Raw genomic sequence first — 17,537 nt, 5'->3', positions numbered from 1 at the left:
TCTCGTCACATTCCTCGGCGGGGCGCGTCCATGCCGTGCAGATACGGGTTGGAGGCGCGCTCGCGGCCGATGGTCGTCTGGGGGCCGTGGCCGGACAGCACCACGGTCGAGTCGTCGAGCGGCAGGCACACACGGGCCAGCGACTCGAGCAGCTCGGCGTGGTCGCCGCCGGGCAGGTCGGTGCGTCCGACGGAGCCGGCGAAGAGCAGGTCGCCCGAGAAGAGAACCTGCGGAACATCCGCGGCCTCGGGCATCCTGAACGTCACCGACCCCTTGGTATGGCCGGGCGCGTGCGCGACGCCGAACTCCAGGCCCGCCAGCTTCAGCAGGGCGCCGTCGGTCAGCTCCTTGACGTCGTCCGGTTCGCCCACGGTCAGCTCACCCATGAGCGGCATCCCGATGGAGCGGCCGAGCGCCTTCTCCGGATCGCTCATCATGTACCGGTCCTCGGGGTGGATCCAGGCGGGGACGTCATGGGCGCCGCACACGGGGACGACCGAGGCCACATGGTCGATGTGGCCGTGGGTGAGCACGACGGCGACGGGCTTGAGCCGATGCTTCTTGAGCGCTTCCTCGACGCCCTGGGCCGCTTGGTGGCCCGGGTCGATGATCACGCACTCCTCGCCTGCGGCGGGGGCGACCAGGTAGCAATTGGTCCCCCAGGCCCCGGCGGGGAACCCGGCAATGAGCACGATCGTCCTTAGTGTTCGTCCGACGGGAGAGGGCTGTGGAGACGGATGCGGCAGATCAGAGCCTACCGGCGCTCCTCATTCCACAGCTAACCCATATACGGTACGGGGCAACCCAGGCCGAATCACACGACGTACAAGGAGACCAACCGGTGGTCAGCAGCGATCAGCGGCGGCGGCAGCTCGCCCGGGAGAAGTTCGAGCGGCAGCAACAGCGCCGGGAGGAAGCGCGCCGGAAGACCAGGCGCCTTGCCGTGATCATCGTGTCGGCTGTGGCCGTGGTGGCGGTCATCGGCGCGGGCGCGTACGTCTCCCGGGACGGCGACGACACGAAGGACTCCGCGGATGCGGCGGCGAGCGCGAGCCCGTCGGCCTCTCCCTCGGCGAGCGAGAGCAAGGCTCCCGAGCCCGCGATGAAGATCGACAAAAAAGCGAAGTACTCGATGTCGCTGAAGACGAGCCAGGGCGACATCGCGATCGCGATGGACGCGGCGAAGACCCCGCACACCACCAACTCGTTCAAGGCCCTCGCGGACAAGGGGTACTTCGACAGCACGAAGTGTCACCGCCTGACCACGGAGGGCATTTTCGTCCTTCAGTGCGGTGACCCCAAGGGAGACGGAACGGGCGGTCCCGGCTACACGATCCCGGACGAGAACCTGACCGCGCTCGGCAAGGCGGGCGACGACGGGTCGGTCACATACCCGGCGGGCACGGTCGCGATGGCGAACACCGGCCAGCCGGGCACCGGCGGCAGCCAGTTCTTCCTCGTCTACAAGGACACCAAACTGCCGCCCAGCTACACGCCGTTCGGCACCATGGACGATGCCGGCCTGAAGGCCGTCAAGAAGATCGCCGCGGCGGGCGTCACCGGTGGGGCGGCCGACGGTGCTCCGAAGAAGGCGGTCACGGTCGAGAAGGCGACGGTCGACAAGGTCTGACCGGCCGGCCGGCCGGCCGGCCGGCCCCCGTCGCTCGGGGCGGGCGGAGAATTTCGGCCGCGCTGAGTGCGGACAGCCGGGTGGCCGGTCGCCTAGATTGGCGTTGTGCAGGGCGGGCGCTGCCCGCCCCAGGAAACTGTGGACGATGCCCGGGGGGCGAACCCCCTCGTAGGCATCAGGTGGAGGAGGCGCTGTGAGCAGCGACCCGTGGGGCCGTGTCGACGAGACGGGCACCGTGTACGTGCGTACGGCCGAGGGCGAGCAGGTCGTCGGATCGTGGCAGGCCGGTTCCCCCGAGGAGGCACTGGCCTATTTCGAGCGCAAGTACGAGGGCCTGGTGGTCGAGATCGGCCTCCTCGAGCGGCGGGTGAAGACCACCGATCTGTCGGCGAAGGATGCGACGGCTGCGATCGAGCATCTGCGTCAGCAGGTCGACGAGCACCACGCCGTGGGCGACCTCGCCGCGCTCGGCAAGCGGCTGGACTCCCTCGTCGCGACCGTCGACTCGCGGCGGGAGGAGCGCAAGGCCCAGAAGGCGAAGCAGACCGACGAGGCGCGCCACGCCAAGGAGGCGCTCGTCGTCGAGGCCGAGGAGCTGGCGCAGAGCGAGCAGTGGCGGTCCGCGGGTGAACGGCTGCGGGCGCTCGTCGACACCTGGAAGGGTCTGCCGCGACTCGACCGCAAGTCGGACGACGAGCTGTGGCACCGCTTCTCGCATGCCCGTTCGGCGTTCTCGAAGCGCCGCAAGGCGCACTTCGCCTCGCTGGACGCCCAGCGCGAGGAGGCCCGCAAGGTCAAGGAGAAGCTGGTCGCCGAGGCCGAGTCGCTCTCCGGTTCCACCGACTGGGGTACGACGGCCGCCCGTTACCGCGACCTGATGACCGAGTGGAAGGCCGCGGGCCGCGCCCAGCGCGAGTCCGAGGACGACCTGTGGAACCGTTTCCGCGGCGCCCAGGACGTCTTCTTCGCGGCGCGCAGCGGCGTCTTCGCGGAGCGTGACGCGGAGCAGGGCGAGAACCTCAAGCTGAAGGAGGAGCTCGCCGTCGAGGCCGAGAAGCTGGTGCCGGTGACGGATCTGAAGGCGGCCAGGGCCGCGTTCCGCTCCGTCAACGAGCGCTGGGAGGCCGTCGGCCACGTCCCGCGTGACGCCCGCCCGAAGGTCGAGGGCCGGATGCACGCGGTGGAGAAGGCGCTTCAGGAGGCCGAGGAGTCCGAGTGGCGCCGGACGAACCCGGAGGCGCGGGCCCGCGCCGAGGGTCTTACCGGTCAGCTCCAGGCCGCCGTCGACAAGCTGCGCACGCAGATCGACACGGCGCGCGCCTCGGGCAACAACGCGAGGGCGGACAAGCTGTCCCGCGAGCTCGAGGGCCGGCAGGCGCTGCTGGACCAGGCGCTGAAGGGCCTGGAGGAGTTCGGCGGCTGACAAGCCTCCCGACTTGATCAGAGGGGCTTCCCCGCGTCTGCGCGGGGAAGCCCCTCTGGCGTCCGCCGCCCGGCGGATGACACGCGTACCGGTCCCGCCCGGCGTCGCGCCGTGCCGTTGCCGCTGTGTGGCCGTTGCCACCGGGTCCGGCGTCGGGGGCGGCGAAGGGCGACCGCCAGGTAGCACTCCGGCCCGCTCCGCCTACCCGGAGCCGGACCGGTTCAGTTCCTGGGGTGCCTGAGGTGCCTGCGCCATCGGCCGACGGCTGCCACGTCGGGCGTTTCCGGTGGGAGGGCAGGTCATTCCTGGGTGAGCATGCCTGTGCGGAGCTTTTTCAGGATGCGGGTGAGGAGGCGTGAGACGTGCATCTGGGAAAGGCCGAGGTGTTCGCCGATCTGAGACTGGGTCAGCTCCTGGCCGAAGCGCATCCGAAGGATGGCGCGTTCGCGTTCGTCCAGCGATTCCATCAGTGGGGCCAGTGCGTGGAGGTTCTCCACCAGCTCCATGTCGGGGTCGAGGCAGCCCGTGATCTCGGCATACGTATGGCCGCCCTTTCGGGAACTGTTCTCCTCGGTGTGACCCACGGGCAGGTCGAGGGAGCCCGCGGTGTAGCCGTTGGCCGCGACGAGACCCTCGATGACGTCCTCCTCGCCGATGTCCAGGAAGGCGGCCATCTCGGCGACCGTGGGATCCCGGTCCAGCCTGTTGGCCAGCTGTTCCTTGGTCTTGGCGAGAGTCACCCGTAGTTCCTGAAGTCGGCGCGGGACGTGGACCGACCATGTCGTGTCCCGGAAGAAGCGCTTGATCTCGCCGACGATGTAGGGGATCGCGAAGGAGGTGAACTCGACCTCGCGGGAGAGCTCGAAGCGGTCGATCGCCTTGATCAGGCCGATGGTGCCGACCTGGATGATGTCCTCCATCTGCCCGTCACCGCGGTTGCGGTATCGCTTGGCAGCGAAATGGACCAGCGACAGATTCATCTCGATCAAGGTGTTGCGGGCGTACTGGTATTCGGCCGTGCCCTCTTCCAGGACCTGGAGCCGGTCGAAGAAGATCTTCCCCATCGCCCGTGCGTCCTTCGGAGCGATCCTCTGAGGATCGTCGATCTGCGGGAGCCCGGCCCCAACCGCCGGGTCCGCGACCAAGGCCTGTCTGGACGTCGATGTCACGATCTTCCCCTCCACTGTCATCTGCTGCCCTTTGGGCCCCCGTAGGCGAACCAGCGCGTACCCCCGCCGCATCGGTACACACCCCTCGGGACAGATGGCGTGTCCACCGGCGAGCTTGCGTCTGCGACCGGTGTGCGTGACGGCATGGCCACAAGCGTGAGGGGTAGGCGGCGGTGATCCGAACCCCGTGCCCGGTAGGGCACTTCACCGGTTCGGCATGCCCAGACGGAGGAGACGCGGTGAGCAAGCACAACATATTCGTCATCGGCCTGAGCGATGCCGACCTGCGCACGCTGGAATCAGTACCCGACGCCGGGCGGTACCGCTTCCATCCTCTGCTGACCATGGACGAGCTCCAGGTCGGCGAGGTGTCGGTGCCCGCATTGCTGGAGAAGGCCCGGTCCGTACTCGACGCGTTCGACGGAACTGTCGACGCGATCGTCGGCTATCGGGACTTCCCGGTGAGTACCCTCGTCCCGCTCCTCTCCGAACGCTACGGCACGCGGAGCACCAGCCTCGAATCCATCGTCAAGTGCGAGCACAAGTACTGGAGTCGGCTGGAACAGCAGAAGGCGGTGAAGGAGCACCCCCGTTTCGGAAGGGTCGATCTGTCCGCGTCCGACCCTCGCCCCCCGGAAGGGGTGAGGTATCCGATGTGGCTCAAGCCGGCGCTGTCGTACTCCTCGGAACTGGCCTTCGGAGTGAAGAACGACGAGGAATTCGGTGCCGCCGTCGCGGAGATACGGGACGGCATCAGCCGGGTCGGCCGTCCCTTCGACCACATCCTCGATCAGCTCGATCTGCCGCCCGAGATGAAGGGTGTCGGAGGACAGGTCTGCCTCGCGGAGGAGGCGCTCACCGGCCTGCAAGTGGCGGTGGAGGGATACGCGCGTGGCGGTGAGGTCACCGTGTACGGCGTGCTGGACTCCATCAACTACCCGGACAGCTCGTCCTTCCTGCGCCACCAGTACCCGTCGACGCTCCCCGCCCCGGTGGTCCAGCGACTGCACGACGTCTCCGCGAAGGTGATCAAGCAGATCGGCATGGACTCCGCCACCTTCAGCATCGAGTACTTCTACGATCCCCGTGCCGACGAACTCAACCTCCTGGAGATCAACCCCCGGCACTCGCAGTCGCATGCGGAACTCTTCGAGTACGTGGACGGAGTCCCCAACCACCACCACATGATCAGCCTCGCCCTCGACAACGATCCGGGCGTGGCCCGGGGCGCGGGCCCGTACCGGATGGCTGCCAAGTGGTACTACCGGTGGTTCGCCGACGGGGTCGTCCACGGAGTCCCGGACGAGGAGGACATCCGGCGCATCGAGCGCGAAGTCCCCGGGGTGCGGGTGGACATGATCCCTGAAGAAGGGCAGCGGCTGTCTCGGATGCCTGAGCAGGACAGCTACAGCTATGAAGTGGCCCACATCTTCACCGGCGGCGACAGCGAGGAGGAACTGCGCGAGAAGTTCGACCGCTGTGTCGCCTCGCTGCACCTCGCCTTCGACGGCATTGCTCCCGCGGACCACGACGGCACGACTCCCTGACCCGGACTGCAGGGATGGCTGCTGTGTGGCAGCCGAGCACCTGGGCAGCAGACCAGCTGAGCCGCAATCACCAGGAGGTGGAAGCCCGTATGCGTTCCGTGAGCAACTTGCCCTGCGAGACGACGGAGGAGGACCACGTCGTCATCCCCATGTCCGACGGTGTGAACCTCTCCGCGCGGATCTGGCGGCCCGTGTCCTCGGACGCGGAGCCGGTGCCGGCGATTCTGGAGTGCATCCCCTACCGCAAGCGGGATCTCACCTCGGTGCGCGATTCGCTCCATCACCCCTACATCGCCGGGCACGGCTATGCCTGTGCCCGCGTCGACATCCGCGGCACCGGCGACTCCGAAGGCGTGCTCGCGGATGAGTACCTGGAACGCGAGCAGGCCGATACCGAGGAAGTGCTCGCCTGGCTGGCCGATCAGCCCTGGTGCGACGGCAGCACCGGCATGATGGGCATCTCGTGGGGCGCATTCGCAGCGCTCCAGGTGGCTGCCCGGCAGCCACCGAGCCTGCGGGCGATCGCCATCTCCTCCTTCACCGACGACCGCTACGCCGACGACATGCACTACATGGGCGGCGCCATGCTGTCCGACAACCTCGCCGAGGCCGGCACCATGTTCGCCTACGCCACCTGCCCGCCCGACCCGGCCGTCGTCGGCGAGCAGTGGCGCGAGATGTGGCACCAGCGCATGGAGCACACCAGCCCCTGGGCCCTGGAATGGCTGCGCCACCAGCGCCGCGACGCCTACTGGGAGCACGCTTCGGTCTGCGAGGACTACTCCCGCGTGCGGTGCCCGGTCCTTGCCTCCAGCGGGTGGGCCGACGGCTACTCCAACGCGGTGACACGTCTGCTGGGCAACCTGGACGTCCCGCGCAGGGGCCTCATCGGGCCGTGGTCCCACAAGTTCCCGCACCTGGGGGAACCGGGCCCGGCCATCGGCTACCTGCAGGAGGTCGTTGCCTGGTGGGACCACTGGCTGAAGGACATCGACAACGGCGTCATGGACGGCCCCATGCTCCAGACATGGATGCAGGAGAGTGTGCCGCCTTCCACGTCGTACGAGGAACGGCCCGGCCGCTGGGTGGGCGAACCGGCCTGGCCCTCCCCGCACATCGAACCGACCGAGCACCGCCTGAGCCGTCACCGCATCGGCAGGCCCGGGGAGGTGCCGGAGGCCGCGGACCCGCTGACTGTGCGATCGCCCCTGTCGGTGGGCCAGTTCGCCGGTAAGTGGGCGTCGTACAACGCACCGCCGGACCTGCCCTACGACCAGCGGGAGGAGGACGGCGGTTCACTCGTGTTCGAGACCGACGAACTCACCGAGCAGCTTGAGATCCTTGGGTCCCCGACTGTCCGACTCGAGGTGTCCGCAAGCGAACCGGTGGCGATGGTCGCAGCCCGGCTCTCCGACGTGGCACCCGACGGAAGCGCCACCCGGGTCACGTACGGGCTGCTCAACCTCACCCACTGCGAGACGTCGAAGGACCCGCAGCCGCTCGAACCCGGAAAGCGGTACCGGGCGACCGTCCAACTCAACGGCGTGGCGCAGGCGTTCCCGGCCGGACACCGTATCCGCCTCTCCCTTTCGACCTCGTACTGGCCGCTGGCCTGGCCTCCGCCCGAACCGGTCACGTTGAACGTGTGGGAGGGGACCAGCAGCCTGACCCTGCCGGTGCGTCCTGTCAGCGCACCCGACCACCTGTCCTGGAAGCCCTTCGGCGAGCCCGAGGGCGCTCCACCGCTCGCGACCACACAGCTCACGCCCCCGGAGCAGCGTTGGGAGGTCAGGCGTGACCTGATCGACTATCACTCCGCGCTGGAGATCGTGAAGGACGGTGGTCTGGTGCGTTACGAGGACATCGGGCTCGACGTGGGCCTGCGCGCCTACGAACGCTACGCGGCGGTCGCCGACGACCTGACGTCGGTCAGCGGCGAAGCCGCCTGGACCATGCGCTTCCAGCGGAAGGACTGGGACGTGCGGGTGGAGACCCGCACGGTACTGCGGTGCACCCGGACGGAATTCCTCGTGGACGCGACGCTCGACGGGTACGAGGACGGCCGCCGTGTGTTCTCCCGCACGTGGAACGAGACGCTGCCTCGCGACCTCCTCTGACGCCCCCTCGCTCCGAGGGGGCGTTCAGCCCGGTCATGTCCGAGGGCACCGTGGGCAGGACCGCGCTCCCTGGGCCTGTCGTACGGGCGCCGTCGTCGGCGACGTGGGCCGGAGCCACAACGCCGACGACGCCGTAGGACCGCCCCGGGACGGTCCTAAGGCCTGCGGGCCGAAGTGACCCGGTAGACGTCGTACACGCCCTCGACGCCCCGCACGGCCTTCAGGACGTGGCCGAGGTGCTTGGGGTCGCCCATCTCGAAGGTGAACCGCGAGGTGGCCACCCGGTCGCGGGACGTCTGCACGGCCGCCGACAGGATGTTGACGTGCTGGTCCGACAGGACCCGCGTGACGTCGGAGAGCAGCCTCGACCGGTCCAGTGCCTCGACCTGGATGGCGACGAGGAAGACCGACGACTGGGTCGGCGCCCACTCGACCTCGAGGATCCGCTCCGGCTGCTGCGAGAGCGAGTCGACGTTGACGCAGTCGGCGCGGTGCACGGAGACACCGCTGCCACGGGTCACGAACCCGATGATCGGGTCACCGGGCACGGGGGTGCAGCAGCGGGCCAGTTTGACCCAGACGTCCTCGACACCCTTGACGACCACACCCGGATCCGCCTTGGCACGGCGCTTGTTGCGGCCGTGCGAGGGCGGCGAGCTCTCCGCGAGGTCCTCGTTGGCGGCGTCCTCGCCGCCGAGCGCCTGGACCAGCTTCTGGACGACACCTGCCGCCGCGACGTGCCCCTCACCGATCGCCGCGTATAGCGACGAGATGTCGGGGTACCGCATCTCGTGGGCGAGGGTGACCAGGGAGTCGCCGGTGAGGATCCGCTGGATCGGCAGGTTCTGCTTGCGCATGGCCCGCGCGATGGAGTCCTTGCCCTGCTCGATCGCCTCGTCGCGGCGCTCCTTGGAGAACCAGGCGCGGATCTTGTTGCGCGCCCGCGGCGACTTGACGAACCCGAGCCAGTCCCGGGAGGGTCCGGCGCCGGCCGCCTTGGAGGTGAAGACCTCCACCAGGTCGCCGTTGTCGAGCGTCGACTCGAGCGGTACGAGCCGCCCGTTGACCCGTGCTCCTATGGTCCGGTGGCCGACCTCCGTGTGGACGGCGTACGCGAAGTCGACCGGGGTCGCACCCGCGGGGAGCGCTATGACATCGCCCTTGGGTGTGAAGACGAAGACCTCGTTGCGCGAGAGGTCGAAGCGCAGGGACTCCAGGAACTCGCTGGGGTCCTCGGTCTCCTTCTGCCAGTCCAGGAGCTGGCGCAGCCACGCCATGTCGTTGACGGTGTCCTGGCCGCGGCCGGTGTTCTTGGGCACGTCGGTACGCACCTTGGAGGCGCCGGCCGAGGGCTCCTGCTTGTACTTCCAGTGCGCGGCGATGCCGTACTCGGCGCGGCGGTGCATGTCGAACGTGCGGATCTGGAGCTCGACGGGCTTGCCGCTGGGGCCGATCACCGTGGTGTGCAGTGACTGGTACATGTTGAACTTCGGCATCGCGATGTAGTCCTTGAACCGGCCGGGGACCGGGTTCCATCGCGCGTGGACGGTGCCGAGGGCCGCGTAGCAGTCGCGGACCGTGTCGACGAGGACACGGATGCCCACCAGGTCGTAGATCTCGGCGAAGTCGCGGCCCCGCACGATCATCTTCTGGTAGACGCTGTAGTAGTGCTTCGGGCGTCCGGTGACGGTGGCCTTGATCCGGGCGGCGCGCAGGTCGGACTGGACCTCGTCGGTCACTACGGCGAGGTACTCGTCGCGCTTGGGCGCGCGCTCGGCGACGAGGCGGACGATCTCGTCGTACATCTTCGGGTAGAGGATCGCGAAGGCGAGGTCCTCCAGCTCCCACTTGATGGTGTTCATGCCCAGGCGGTGAGCCAGGGGCGCGTAGATCTCAAGGGTCTCGCGGGCCTTCTTCTCCTGCTTCTCCCGCTTGAGGTACCGCATGGTGCGCATGTTGTGCAGGCGGTCGGCCAGCTTGATGACGAGGACCCTGGGGTCCTTGGCCATGGCGACGACCATCTTGCGCACGGTCTCGGCCTGCGCGGCCTCGCCGAACTTGACCTTGTCGAGCTTGGTGACGCCGTCCACGAGGAGCGCGACCTGGTCGCCGAAGTCCTTGCGCAGCGTGTCCAGGCCGTATTCGGTGTCCTCGACCGTGTCGTGCAGCAGTCCGGCCATCAGTGTCGCCGGGTCCATGCCGAGCTCGGCGAGGATGGTCGTGACGGCGAGCGGATGGGTGATGTAGGGGTCGCCGCTCTTGCGCTTCTGCCCGCGGTGCCAGCGCTCGGCGACCTGGTAGGCCTTCTCGATCTGCCGCAGTGTGGCGGACTCGATCTTGGGGTCGTTGCTGCGGACCGTGCGCAGGAGCGGTTCGAGGACCGGGTTGTACGGGCTGGAGCGCTGCACGCCCAGCCGGGCGAGCCTGGCCCGGACACGGTTGGACGAACCACCGGAGCGGGCCGGCGGGGCCGGCGGGGTGGCTGCGGGCTTGGCCGGGGGCTTGGCGACGGGAGCGGGAGACGTCGCGGCCGGGGGCTTCGCGGCCGGAGCGGGAGACGTCGGTGGTGCGGGAGTCTTCGGGGCGGCCTGCGTGGACCCGGTGGGCTCGGCGGAGGGCGCGGGCTCGGCATCCGGCTTCGCCGGGGACGCCGCCTTCACCCCGGGCGGGGGGCCCGGCTTCGCCGTCGCAGGTGCGGCAGGTGCCTCGGAGGCGGTGCCCCGGTCCTGGTCCGCGTCGTCCGCGGGCTCTCGCTTCCCGGGCTCCGGCTCCTGCGCGCGCTGCGCCTCCTCGGGCGTGGCGGGGTCCGCAGCGGGCTCGTCGGGCTGCGGGGCGGCGACTGGCTGGGCCTCGTCTGGCAAGTGCGCTCCTCGTGCGGATCCGGGCTACCCGGAAAGCCCATGGTATCGATCCCCGGGCCGGTCCTCGCCCGGGGACCGTGGGAACCCGTCACCACACAGGACGGGCACCCGGATGTCCCGAGTGCCCGTCCTGTGTGACCGGCTGCTGCCACTACGGCTGCGCAGCGCCGCTCAGAGCGTGATCAGCGCCTCCAGCGGGGCGCCGCGGAGGGCCCCCTCCAGACGTGCACGGCCGGCGAGGAAGCCGAGCTCCATGAGGACCGCCACACCCGCGACCTGGGCGCCGGCCCGCCGGATCAGCTCCAGCGAGGCCTCGGCGGTGCCGCCGGTGGCCAGGACGTCGTCGATGACCATGATCCGGTCGTCGGCCGACAGGTCCTCGGCGTGGATCTCGATCTCCGCCGTGCCGTACTCCAGCTCGTACGCCTGCCCGAGCGTGGCACCGGGCAGCTTCCCGGCCTTGCGGACGGGTACGAAGCCGAGGCCGGACTTGACGGCGACGGGCGCCGCCAGGATGAAACCGCGCGCCTCGAGGCCGACGACCTTGGTGGCCCCGTGCCGTACGCACAGGTCCACGAGGGAGTCGGTGAGCGCCGTGAAGGCGACCGGGTCCGCGAGCAGCGGGGTGATGTCCTTGAACACCACTCCGGGCTTCGGATAGTCCGGTACGTCGCGGATCCGGCTGAGCAGGAGCTCCCGGGTCGAGTCGGTGGTGCTGGTCATCGACGCTTCCCCGGAGTCCGCCCGTGGCCCCTTGGCTGCTGGCGCTGTCCGACGACGGCGCCGGCGGCTGCGGCGTCCTCGGGGAAGCCGTCCTCCTCCTGCGCGCGGTCGTCCCGCTCGTCCTCCGCGGACTCGCCCTTGGCGGCTGCGGCAGCCCGCTTGGCGAGGATCCGCTTCTTCAGCGCCTTCATCTGCGGTTCGCGTTCCTTGAGGTCGGCGACCAGAGGTGTGGCGATGAAGATCGAGGAGTACGCACCGGCCGCGAGGCCGACGAAGAGCGACAGCGAGATGTCGTTCAGCATGCCTGCGCCGAGGACACCGCCACCGATGAAGAGCAGGCCGGCGACCGGCAGCAGAGCGACGACGGTGGTGTTGATGGAGCGCACCAGCGTGCCGTTGATGGAGCGGTTGGCGACCTCGCTGTACGTCCAGCGGGTCTGCTTCGTGATCCCCTTCTGGCCCTCCTTGAGACTGTCGAAGACGACGACGGTGTCGTAGAGGGAGTAACCGAGGATCGTCAGCAGACCGATCACGGTGCCCGGGGTGACCTCGAAGCCGACCAGGGCGTAGACACCGACCGTGATGGTGATGTCATGGATCAACGCGACGAGGGCCGCGATGGCCATGCGCCACTCGAAGGCGATCGCGAGATAGATCACCACGAGGACCATGAAGATGCCGAGGCCGGTCCAGGCCTTGTTGGCGATCTGCTCACCCCAGCTGGGACCGACCAGATCCGCGTTGATCTTGGACTCCGGGATGCCGAGGTCCTCCGAGAGCTGGGTCTTGATCCGGTCGGCCTGCGCCGTGTCGACCTCGGTGATCTGGATCCGGAGCCCGCCGTCGCCGAGTTCCTGGACGATCGCCTCGTGGCCGGAGGCCGCCACCGCGTCCTCGTGGGCCTGGGAGACCGAGACCTTGGCCTTGGTGTCGGTCGTGAAGACCGCGCCGCCCTTGAACTCGATGCCCATGTTCAGACCGCTGACCGCCAGGCCGAGGATGGCCGTGATCGTGATCAGGATCGAGACGCCGTACCAGATCTTGCGCTTGCCGATGAAGTCGTAACCGACCTCGCCACGGTAGAGCCGGGCGCCGAGATTGCCGAGTCGCGACATCTCACGCCTCCTTCGGGTGGTCGGTGGGGGCGTGGACACGGCGCGAGCGGCGCAGCGGCGGCTTGGCACCGAGCCGCTTCGGATCCAGCCCGGACCAGGGGTGACCGCTGGAGAAGAACTTCGTACGGCCCATCAGAGTCATGAGGGGCTTCGTGAAGAGGAACACCACGACGACGTCGAGCACGGTCGTCAGGCCGAGCGTGAACGCGAAGCCCTGAACCTTCCCGACGGTGACCAGGAAGAGCACCGCGGCGGCGAGGAACGACACGAAGTCGGAGACCAGGATCGTGCGCCGGGCACGGGGCCAGGCCCTCTCGATCGCGGGACGCAGCGTGCGGCCTTCGCGGATCTCGTCACGGACGCGTTCGAAGTACACGATGAACGAGTCCGCCGTGATACCGATCGCCACGATGGCGCCACAGACTGCGGGCAGGTTCAGCGCGAAGCCGATGGCCGGGCCGAGCAGAGCCATGATCGTGTAGGTCAGGATGCCGGACGCCGCGAGGCTGAGGAGCGCGATGAGCGCCAGACCGCGGTAGTAGGCCACCAGGTAGATGATGACCAGGGCCAGGCCGATGGCGCCGGCGATCAGACCGGCCTCCAGCTGCTCGCCACCGAGGGCTGCGGTGACCGTGGTGACCGTGTCCTCGCTGAAGGACAACGGAAGCGCACCGTAGGAGAGCACGTTGGCCAGGTCCTCGGCGGACTGCTGGGTGAAGCTGCCGGAGATCTCGGCGCTGCCGCTGAGGGTCTCGTTCACCTGCGGTGCGGAGACGACCTCGCCGTCGAGGGAGATCGCGAACTGGTTCATCGGGGACTGCTGCGCCGACAGCTTCTTCGTGATCGTCTGGAACTTCTTGGAGCCCTTGTCGGTGAACTCCATCGAGACGAGCCAGATGCCGCGCTGCTGGTCGAACTGGGCCTTGGCGTCGTCGACGTCGGTACCGGAGACCTCGGCCGGGCCGAGGAGGTATTTCGCGTCACCTTCGGAGCTGCACGCGACCGCGGGGTCCTCGGGCTTGACTCCGACACCGGCGGCCACCCGGGCCTCCGGGTCGGTGCAGTCCAGCGCGGTGAACTTCTTCTCCAGCGCGGCGGTCGCCGGGTCGGGCGCCGGCGTCGCTGCAGGGGGCTCGGAGGTCTTCGCACCGTCCGAGGCACTGGGGGTCGGCGTCGCGTCCTTCTTCAGGGCGCCGGTGACCGCACGGCCCTGGGTGGTGGCGCTCGCCGAAGGCGTGGCCTTCGAGTCGGAAGCGGTCTCCGGGTCGCTCGCCTTCGCACTGGGCGTGGCACTCGGCTTGCCGGAACCGTTCGCGGAAGGGCTCGCGGACCCGGTGGGCGTCGGTTCGCCGCCTGCGACGGTGAGCACGGGACGGAAGTAGAGCTGGGCAGTCGTACCGACCTGATCCCGGGCCTGCTTCGAATTCGTGCCCTTGGGGATGTTGACGATGATGTTCGACTTGCCCTGGGTCTGGACCTCGGCCTCGGAGACACCCAGACCATTGACACGGCGCTCGATGATGCTGACCGCGGTGTTCATGTTGGTCTCGTTGATCGCGTCAGGCTTGCCGGGCTGGCTCTTCGCCTTGAGCGTGATCGACGTGCCGCCCGCCAGGTCGATGCCAAGCCTGGGCGTGGTGTGACCGGACCAGAACATCCCGCCGGCGAGCGCGACCATGGCGATCAGAATAAAAGCCAGGGCACGCCCCGGCCTGCTCTGACCGCCGGCCGGCCCTCGGCCCTTCTTCGGTGCTGCCACCTTCTCGTTTCTCCCTGTCCAACCGCCCCGCGCCGGGTACGCGCCCGAGCGGCCACGAAGTGTTGTGGGGACCCGCCCCCGCAGAAGACCGCACGGTCCGGGGGACACCGGTCACCTGTAGGTGTCCGGCGTCCCTGGATCGTGGAACTACTTCTTCGCGTCGCCCTCGCCGTCGGCCTTGGCGTCCTTGACCTCGGAGTCCTTGGACCCGTCGGCGTCGCCCTCGGCCTTCTTGCCCAGGTCGATCTTCGCGTCGTCCGCGTCCGCCTCGGCGGTCTCGGTGGCGGTCAGCGAGGAGGCGTCGTCGGGCACGACCGCGCCGTCGACCTTCAGGTCCTCGTCGTCACCGTGGACGATGCGGTTGTACTCCGCGTCGTCCAGGACGGCACCGATCGAGTTCTTGGCGTAGATGGCGTGGACGCCGGGCGCGACCTCGAGGAGAACCGTGTCGTCCTGGATTTCCTTGACGGTGGCGTACATGCCCCCGATCGTCCGGACGCCCGTGCCGGGCTGCATGTCGTTGCGCATCTGCGCAGCCGCCTGCTGCTTCTTCTTGGCGGACCGGGTCATCAGGAACATGGCCCCGATGAGCACGATGAAGGGGAGGAGGGTCACGAGACTCACGGGACGGAACTTCCTTCGCACGACCGCGCTGAAATGCGGCCTGATCTACGGGGGTGGGTACACCGACCTGTACGGGCGGCATCGGCGGAGTCTAAGCGAGTCCGCATCATTGGAACAACGCCCAGCATGGCACCGTGGTTCCCCTGGTGGCCAACCCTGTGACGCATCACGCCCCGAACAGGCCCTGTTGTCCCTTAACGCCTTGCTGCGGCGGTACGAGGCCGAGGTGAGCCCAGGCCGCTGGGGTGGCCACCCGTCCTCGGGGGGTCCTGGCGAGCAGTCCTTCCCGTACGAGGAAGGGCTCGGCGACCTCCTCGACGGTCTCACGCTCCTCCCCCACCGCCACGGCGAGGGTGGACAGGCCGACGGGGCCGCCGCCGAAGAGTTTCAGCAGGGCGCCGAGCACCGCGCGGTCCAGCCGGTCCAGGCCCCGGTCGTCGACCTCGTACACCCGCAGGGCCGCTGCGGCGATGTCCCGGTCGATCCGGCCCTCGGCCTTGACCTGCGCGTAGTCCCGGACGCGGCGCAGCAGCCGGTTGGCGATACGGGGCGTGCCCCGGGAGCGTCCGGCGATCTCGGCCGCGCCCTCGGTGTCTATGGCCACGTCGAGGAGGCCCGCGGAGCGGTGGATGACCCGCTCCAGCTCCGTGGGGGCGTAGAACTCCATGTGGCCGGTGAAGCCGAATCGGTCGCGCAGCGGGGGCGGCAGCAGTCCGGCCCTGGTGGTGGCCCCGACCAGCGTGAAGGGGGGCAGTTCCAGCGGGATGGCCGTGGCACCGGGGCCCTTGCCGACGATGACGTCGACGCGGAAGTCCTCCATGGCCATGTAGAGCATTTCCTCGGCGGGCCGCGACATGCGGTGGATCTCGTCGAGGAAGAGGACCTCGCCCTCCTGGAGGGAGGAGAGGATCGCCGCGAGGTCGCCCGCGTGCTGGATGGCGGGGCCGGAGGTGATGCGGATCGGGGCGTTCATCTCGGCGGCGATGATCAGGGAGAGAGTGGTCTTGCCGAGGCCCGGGGCACCGGAGAGCAGGACGTGATCGGCCGTGGCGCCACGGGCGCGCGCGGCCTTGAGTACCAGGTCGAGCTGTTCCCGTACCTTCTCCTGGCCGACGAACTCGTCGAGGTCCTTGGGGCGCAGCGCGGCCTCGACCGCGGTGTCCTCCCCGTCCGCACCGGCGGCGACCAGCCGGTCGTCCAGCAGGTCGTCCGTCGCGCCGGTGTCGGTTCCGGTCTCGTCCCAGTTCATCTCGTCAGTCCCGCCTCGGGTGTTTCGGTGCCGGTCGTGCGATGCTCCGGCCGGCGTACGGGGCGTCGGCCCCCGGGTCAGCGTGCGCGGTTGAGTGTCTGCAGGGCCGCGCGCAGCAGCTGCGGTACGGGCGGCTGTGCGCCGCCGGCGATCGCGGCCTCGGCCTGCGGGGCCACGGCGGTCACGGCCTCGTCGGCCTCGCGCGTCGCGTAGCCGAGGCCGATCAGGGCGGCCTGCAGCTGGTCGCGCCAGGAGGAGCTGACCGCGGTGCCGATGCCCTGCTGCCCGATGTGCGCCCCGACCGGCTCGCCGAGCCGGTCCTTGAGGTCCAGGAGGAGCTTCTGGGCGCCCTTCTTGCCGATCCCGGAGACGGCGGTGAGCGCCTTCTCGTCACCGGTGGCGACGGCGATGCGCAGGGCGTCCGGGCTGTGGGTGGCGAGCATCGCCTGGGCGAGACGCGGGCCGACGCCGTTGGCGGTCTGGAGGAGCTCGAAGACCTGCCGCTCGTCGTCGTCGGCGAAGCCGTACAGCGTGAGCGAGTCCTCCCGTACGACGAGGGAGGTGGCGAGCCTCGCCTCCTGGCCGATCCGCAGGCCCGCGAGTGTGCCGGGGGCGCAGTGGACGGCCATGCCGATGCCGCCGACCTCGATCACGGCCGTGGTCGGGGCGAGGGCGGCCACCGGGCCGGAGACGAAGGCGATCATGCGGTACGGCCTTTCAGCGTGCGGTGGGCGGCGACGGCCTGCTCCAGTCGGTTCTGCGCGGGGGCGCGCCAGATGTGGCAGATGGCGAGGGCGAGTGCGTCGGCGGCGTCGGCGGGCCTGGGCGGTGCGTCGAGCCGCAGCAGCCGCGTCACCATGGCTCCGACCTGCGCCTTGTCGGCGCGGCCCGAGCCGGTGACGGCCGCCTTGACCTCACTGGGGGTGTGCAGGGCGACCGGGATGCCCCGGCGGGAGGCGCAGAGCATGGCGACCGCGCTGGCCTGGGCCGTGCCCATCACCGTACGGACGTTGTGCTGGCTGAACACCCGCTCCACAGCGACGAATTCGGGCCGGTGCTCGTCGAGCCACTGCTCGATGCCCTGCTCGATGGCGACCAGTCGATGTCCGAGCTCGGCATCGGCCGGCGTGCGTACGACGCCGACGCCGACCATCGTCAGCGGCCGGCCCGCCACACCCTCGACGACTCCGACACCGCACCGGGTCAGCCCCGGGTCCACGCCCAGAACACGCATGGAGCGCCCCCTCCCCTCACCGATCGGTCAACTGTTCCCGCAGGCTATCGGCTCGCACCGACAATGCGACGGGCCGACGGGGTGTG

Annotated in this window: 14 protein-coding genes; 4 read left to right on the top strand and 10 right to left on the bottom strand. The window is 69.3% G+C overall.

Translation table 11 applies throughout. The annotated features are described in order from the left end of the window. Window positions 1-5: 5 nt before the first annotated feature. Complete coding sequence (locus tag OG844_RS39415; RefSeq protein WP_329212919.1) at window positions 6-692, bottom strand: MBL fold metallo-hydrolase; 687 nt, start codon at window positions 690-692, stop codon at window positions 6-8. 149 nt (window positions 693-841) lie between these two features. On the opposite strand from OG844_RS39415, the gene OG844_RS39410 reads away from it, so the two are divergent. After that, window positions 842-1,630, top strand: coding sequence for a peptidylprolyl isomerase (locus tag OG844_RS39410; protein ID WP_406388645.1), 789 nt, complete (start codon window positions 842-844; stop codon window positions 1,628-1,630). A gap of 193 nt (window positions 1,631-1,823) precedes the next feature. After that, window positions 1,824-3,053, top strand: coding sequence for a DUF349 domain-containing protein (locus OG844_RS39405; protein ID WP_406388646.1), 1,230 nt, complete (start codon window positions 1,824-1,826; stop codon window positions 3,051-3,053). Between the two features lie 299 nt (window positions 3,054-3,352). On the opposite strand, the gene OG844_RS39400 is transcribed toward OG844_RS39405, so the two are convergent. Then, on the bottom strand, window positions 3,353-4,243 hold the full coding sequence (locus tag OG844_RS39400) for a SigB/SigF/SigG family RNA polymerase sigma factor (protein WP_406388647.1): 891 nt from the start codon (window positions 4,241-4,243) through the stop codon (window positions 3,353-3,355). A 218-nt stretch (window positions 4,244-4,461) separates the two neighbouring features. Between OG844_RS39400 and OG844_RS39395 the strand changes: the two genes are divergently transcribed. Together OG844_RS39395 and OG844_RS39390 are read left to right on the top strand one after the other, a co-directional pair. Continuing rightward, a complete protein-coding gene (locus OG844_RS39395) occupies window positions 4,462-5,769 on the top strand; it encodes an acetyl-CoA carboxylase biotin carboxylase subunit family protein (RefSeq protein ID WP_406388649.1) in 1,308 nt (435 codons plus the stop codon). Between the two features lie 89 nt (window positions 5,770-5,858). Continuing rightward, window positions 5,859-7,886, top strand: a complete 2,028-nt coding sequence (locus OG844_RS39390) for a CocE/NonD family hydrolase (RefSeq protein WP_406396018.1) — start codon at window positions 5,859-5,861, stop codon at window positions 7,884-7,886. Window positions 7,887-8,041: 155 nt separating this feature from the next. On the opposite strand, the gene OG844_RS39385 is transcribed toward OG844_RS39390, so the two are convergent. The 8 genes from OG844_RS39385 to ruvC form a co-directional block, all read right to left on the bottom strand. Then, window positions 8,042-10,747, bottom strand: coding sequence for a RelA/SpoT family protein (locus OG844_RS39385; RefSeq protein ID WP_406388650.1), 2,706 nt, complete (start codon window positions 10,745-10,747; stop codon window positions 8,042-8,044). 171 nt (window positions 10,748-10,918) lie between these two features. Next, window positions 10,919-11,470 (bottom strand): adenine phosphoribosyltransferase, encoded by a 552-nt coding sequence (locus tag OG844_RS39380; protein WP_406388651.1) that lies wholly within the window; start codon window positions 11,468-11,470, stop codon window positions 10,919-10,921. Further along, window positions 11,467-12,585: a protein translocase subunit SecF gene (secF, locus tag OG844_RS39375; protein WP_406388653.1), complete on the bottom strand. Its 1,119-nt coding sequence runs from the start codon at window positions 12,583-12,585 to the stop codon at window positions 11,467-11,469. The genes OG844_RS39380 and secF overlap by 4 nt, the downstream gene beginning before the upstream one ends. A 1-nt stretch (window position 12,586) precedes the next feature. Further along, window positions 12,587-14,344 carry a protein translocase subunit SecD gene (secD, locus tag OG844_RS39370; RefSeq protein WP_406388655.1) on the bottom strand — a complete coding sequence of 586 codons (1,758 nt, stop codon included), beginning with the start codon at window positions 14,342-14,344 and terminating at the stop codon, window positions 12,587-12,589. 147 nt (window positions 14,345-14,491) lie between these two features. Further along, window positions 14,492-14,968, bottom strand: a complete 477-nt coding sequence (yajC, locus tag OG844_RS39365; protein WP_406388657.1) for a preprotein translocase subunit YajC — start codon at window positions 14,966-14,968, stop codon at window positions 14,492-14,494. Window positions 14,969-15,134: 166 nt separating this feature from the next. After that, window positions 15,135-16,217 (bottom strand): Holliday junction branch migration DNA helicase RuvB, encoded by a 1,083-nt coding sequence (gene ruvB / locus OG844_RS39360; RefSeq protein WP_351180896.1) that lies wholly within the window; start codon window positions 16,215-16,217, stop codon window positions 15,135-15,137. Between the two features lie 77 nt (window positions 16,218-16,294). After that, complete coding sequence (gene ruvA, locus OG844_RS39355) at window positions 16,295-16,921, bottom strand: Holliday junction branch migration protein RuvA (protein ID WP_329212910.1); 627 nt, start codon at window positions 16,919-16,921, stop codon at window positions 16,295-16,297. After that, window positions 16,918-17,451: a crossover junction endodeoxyribonuclease RuvC gene (gene ruvC / locus OG844_RS39350; RefSeq protein ID WP_406388660.1), complete on the bottom strand. Its 534-nt coding sequence runs from the start codon at window positions 17,449-17,451 to the stop codon at window positions 16,918-16,920. The genes ruvA and ruvC overlap by 4 nt, the downstream gene beginning before the upstream one ends. Between the last annotated feature and the right edge of the window lie 86 nt (window positions 17,452-17,537).

The organism is Streptomyces sp. NBC_00887 (genome assembly GCF_045207585.1).
This window is presented reverse-complemented; position numbering and strand designations above follow the sequence as displayed.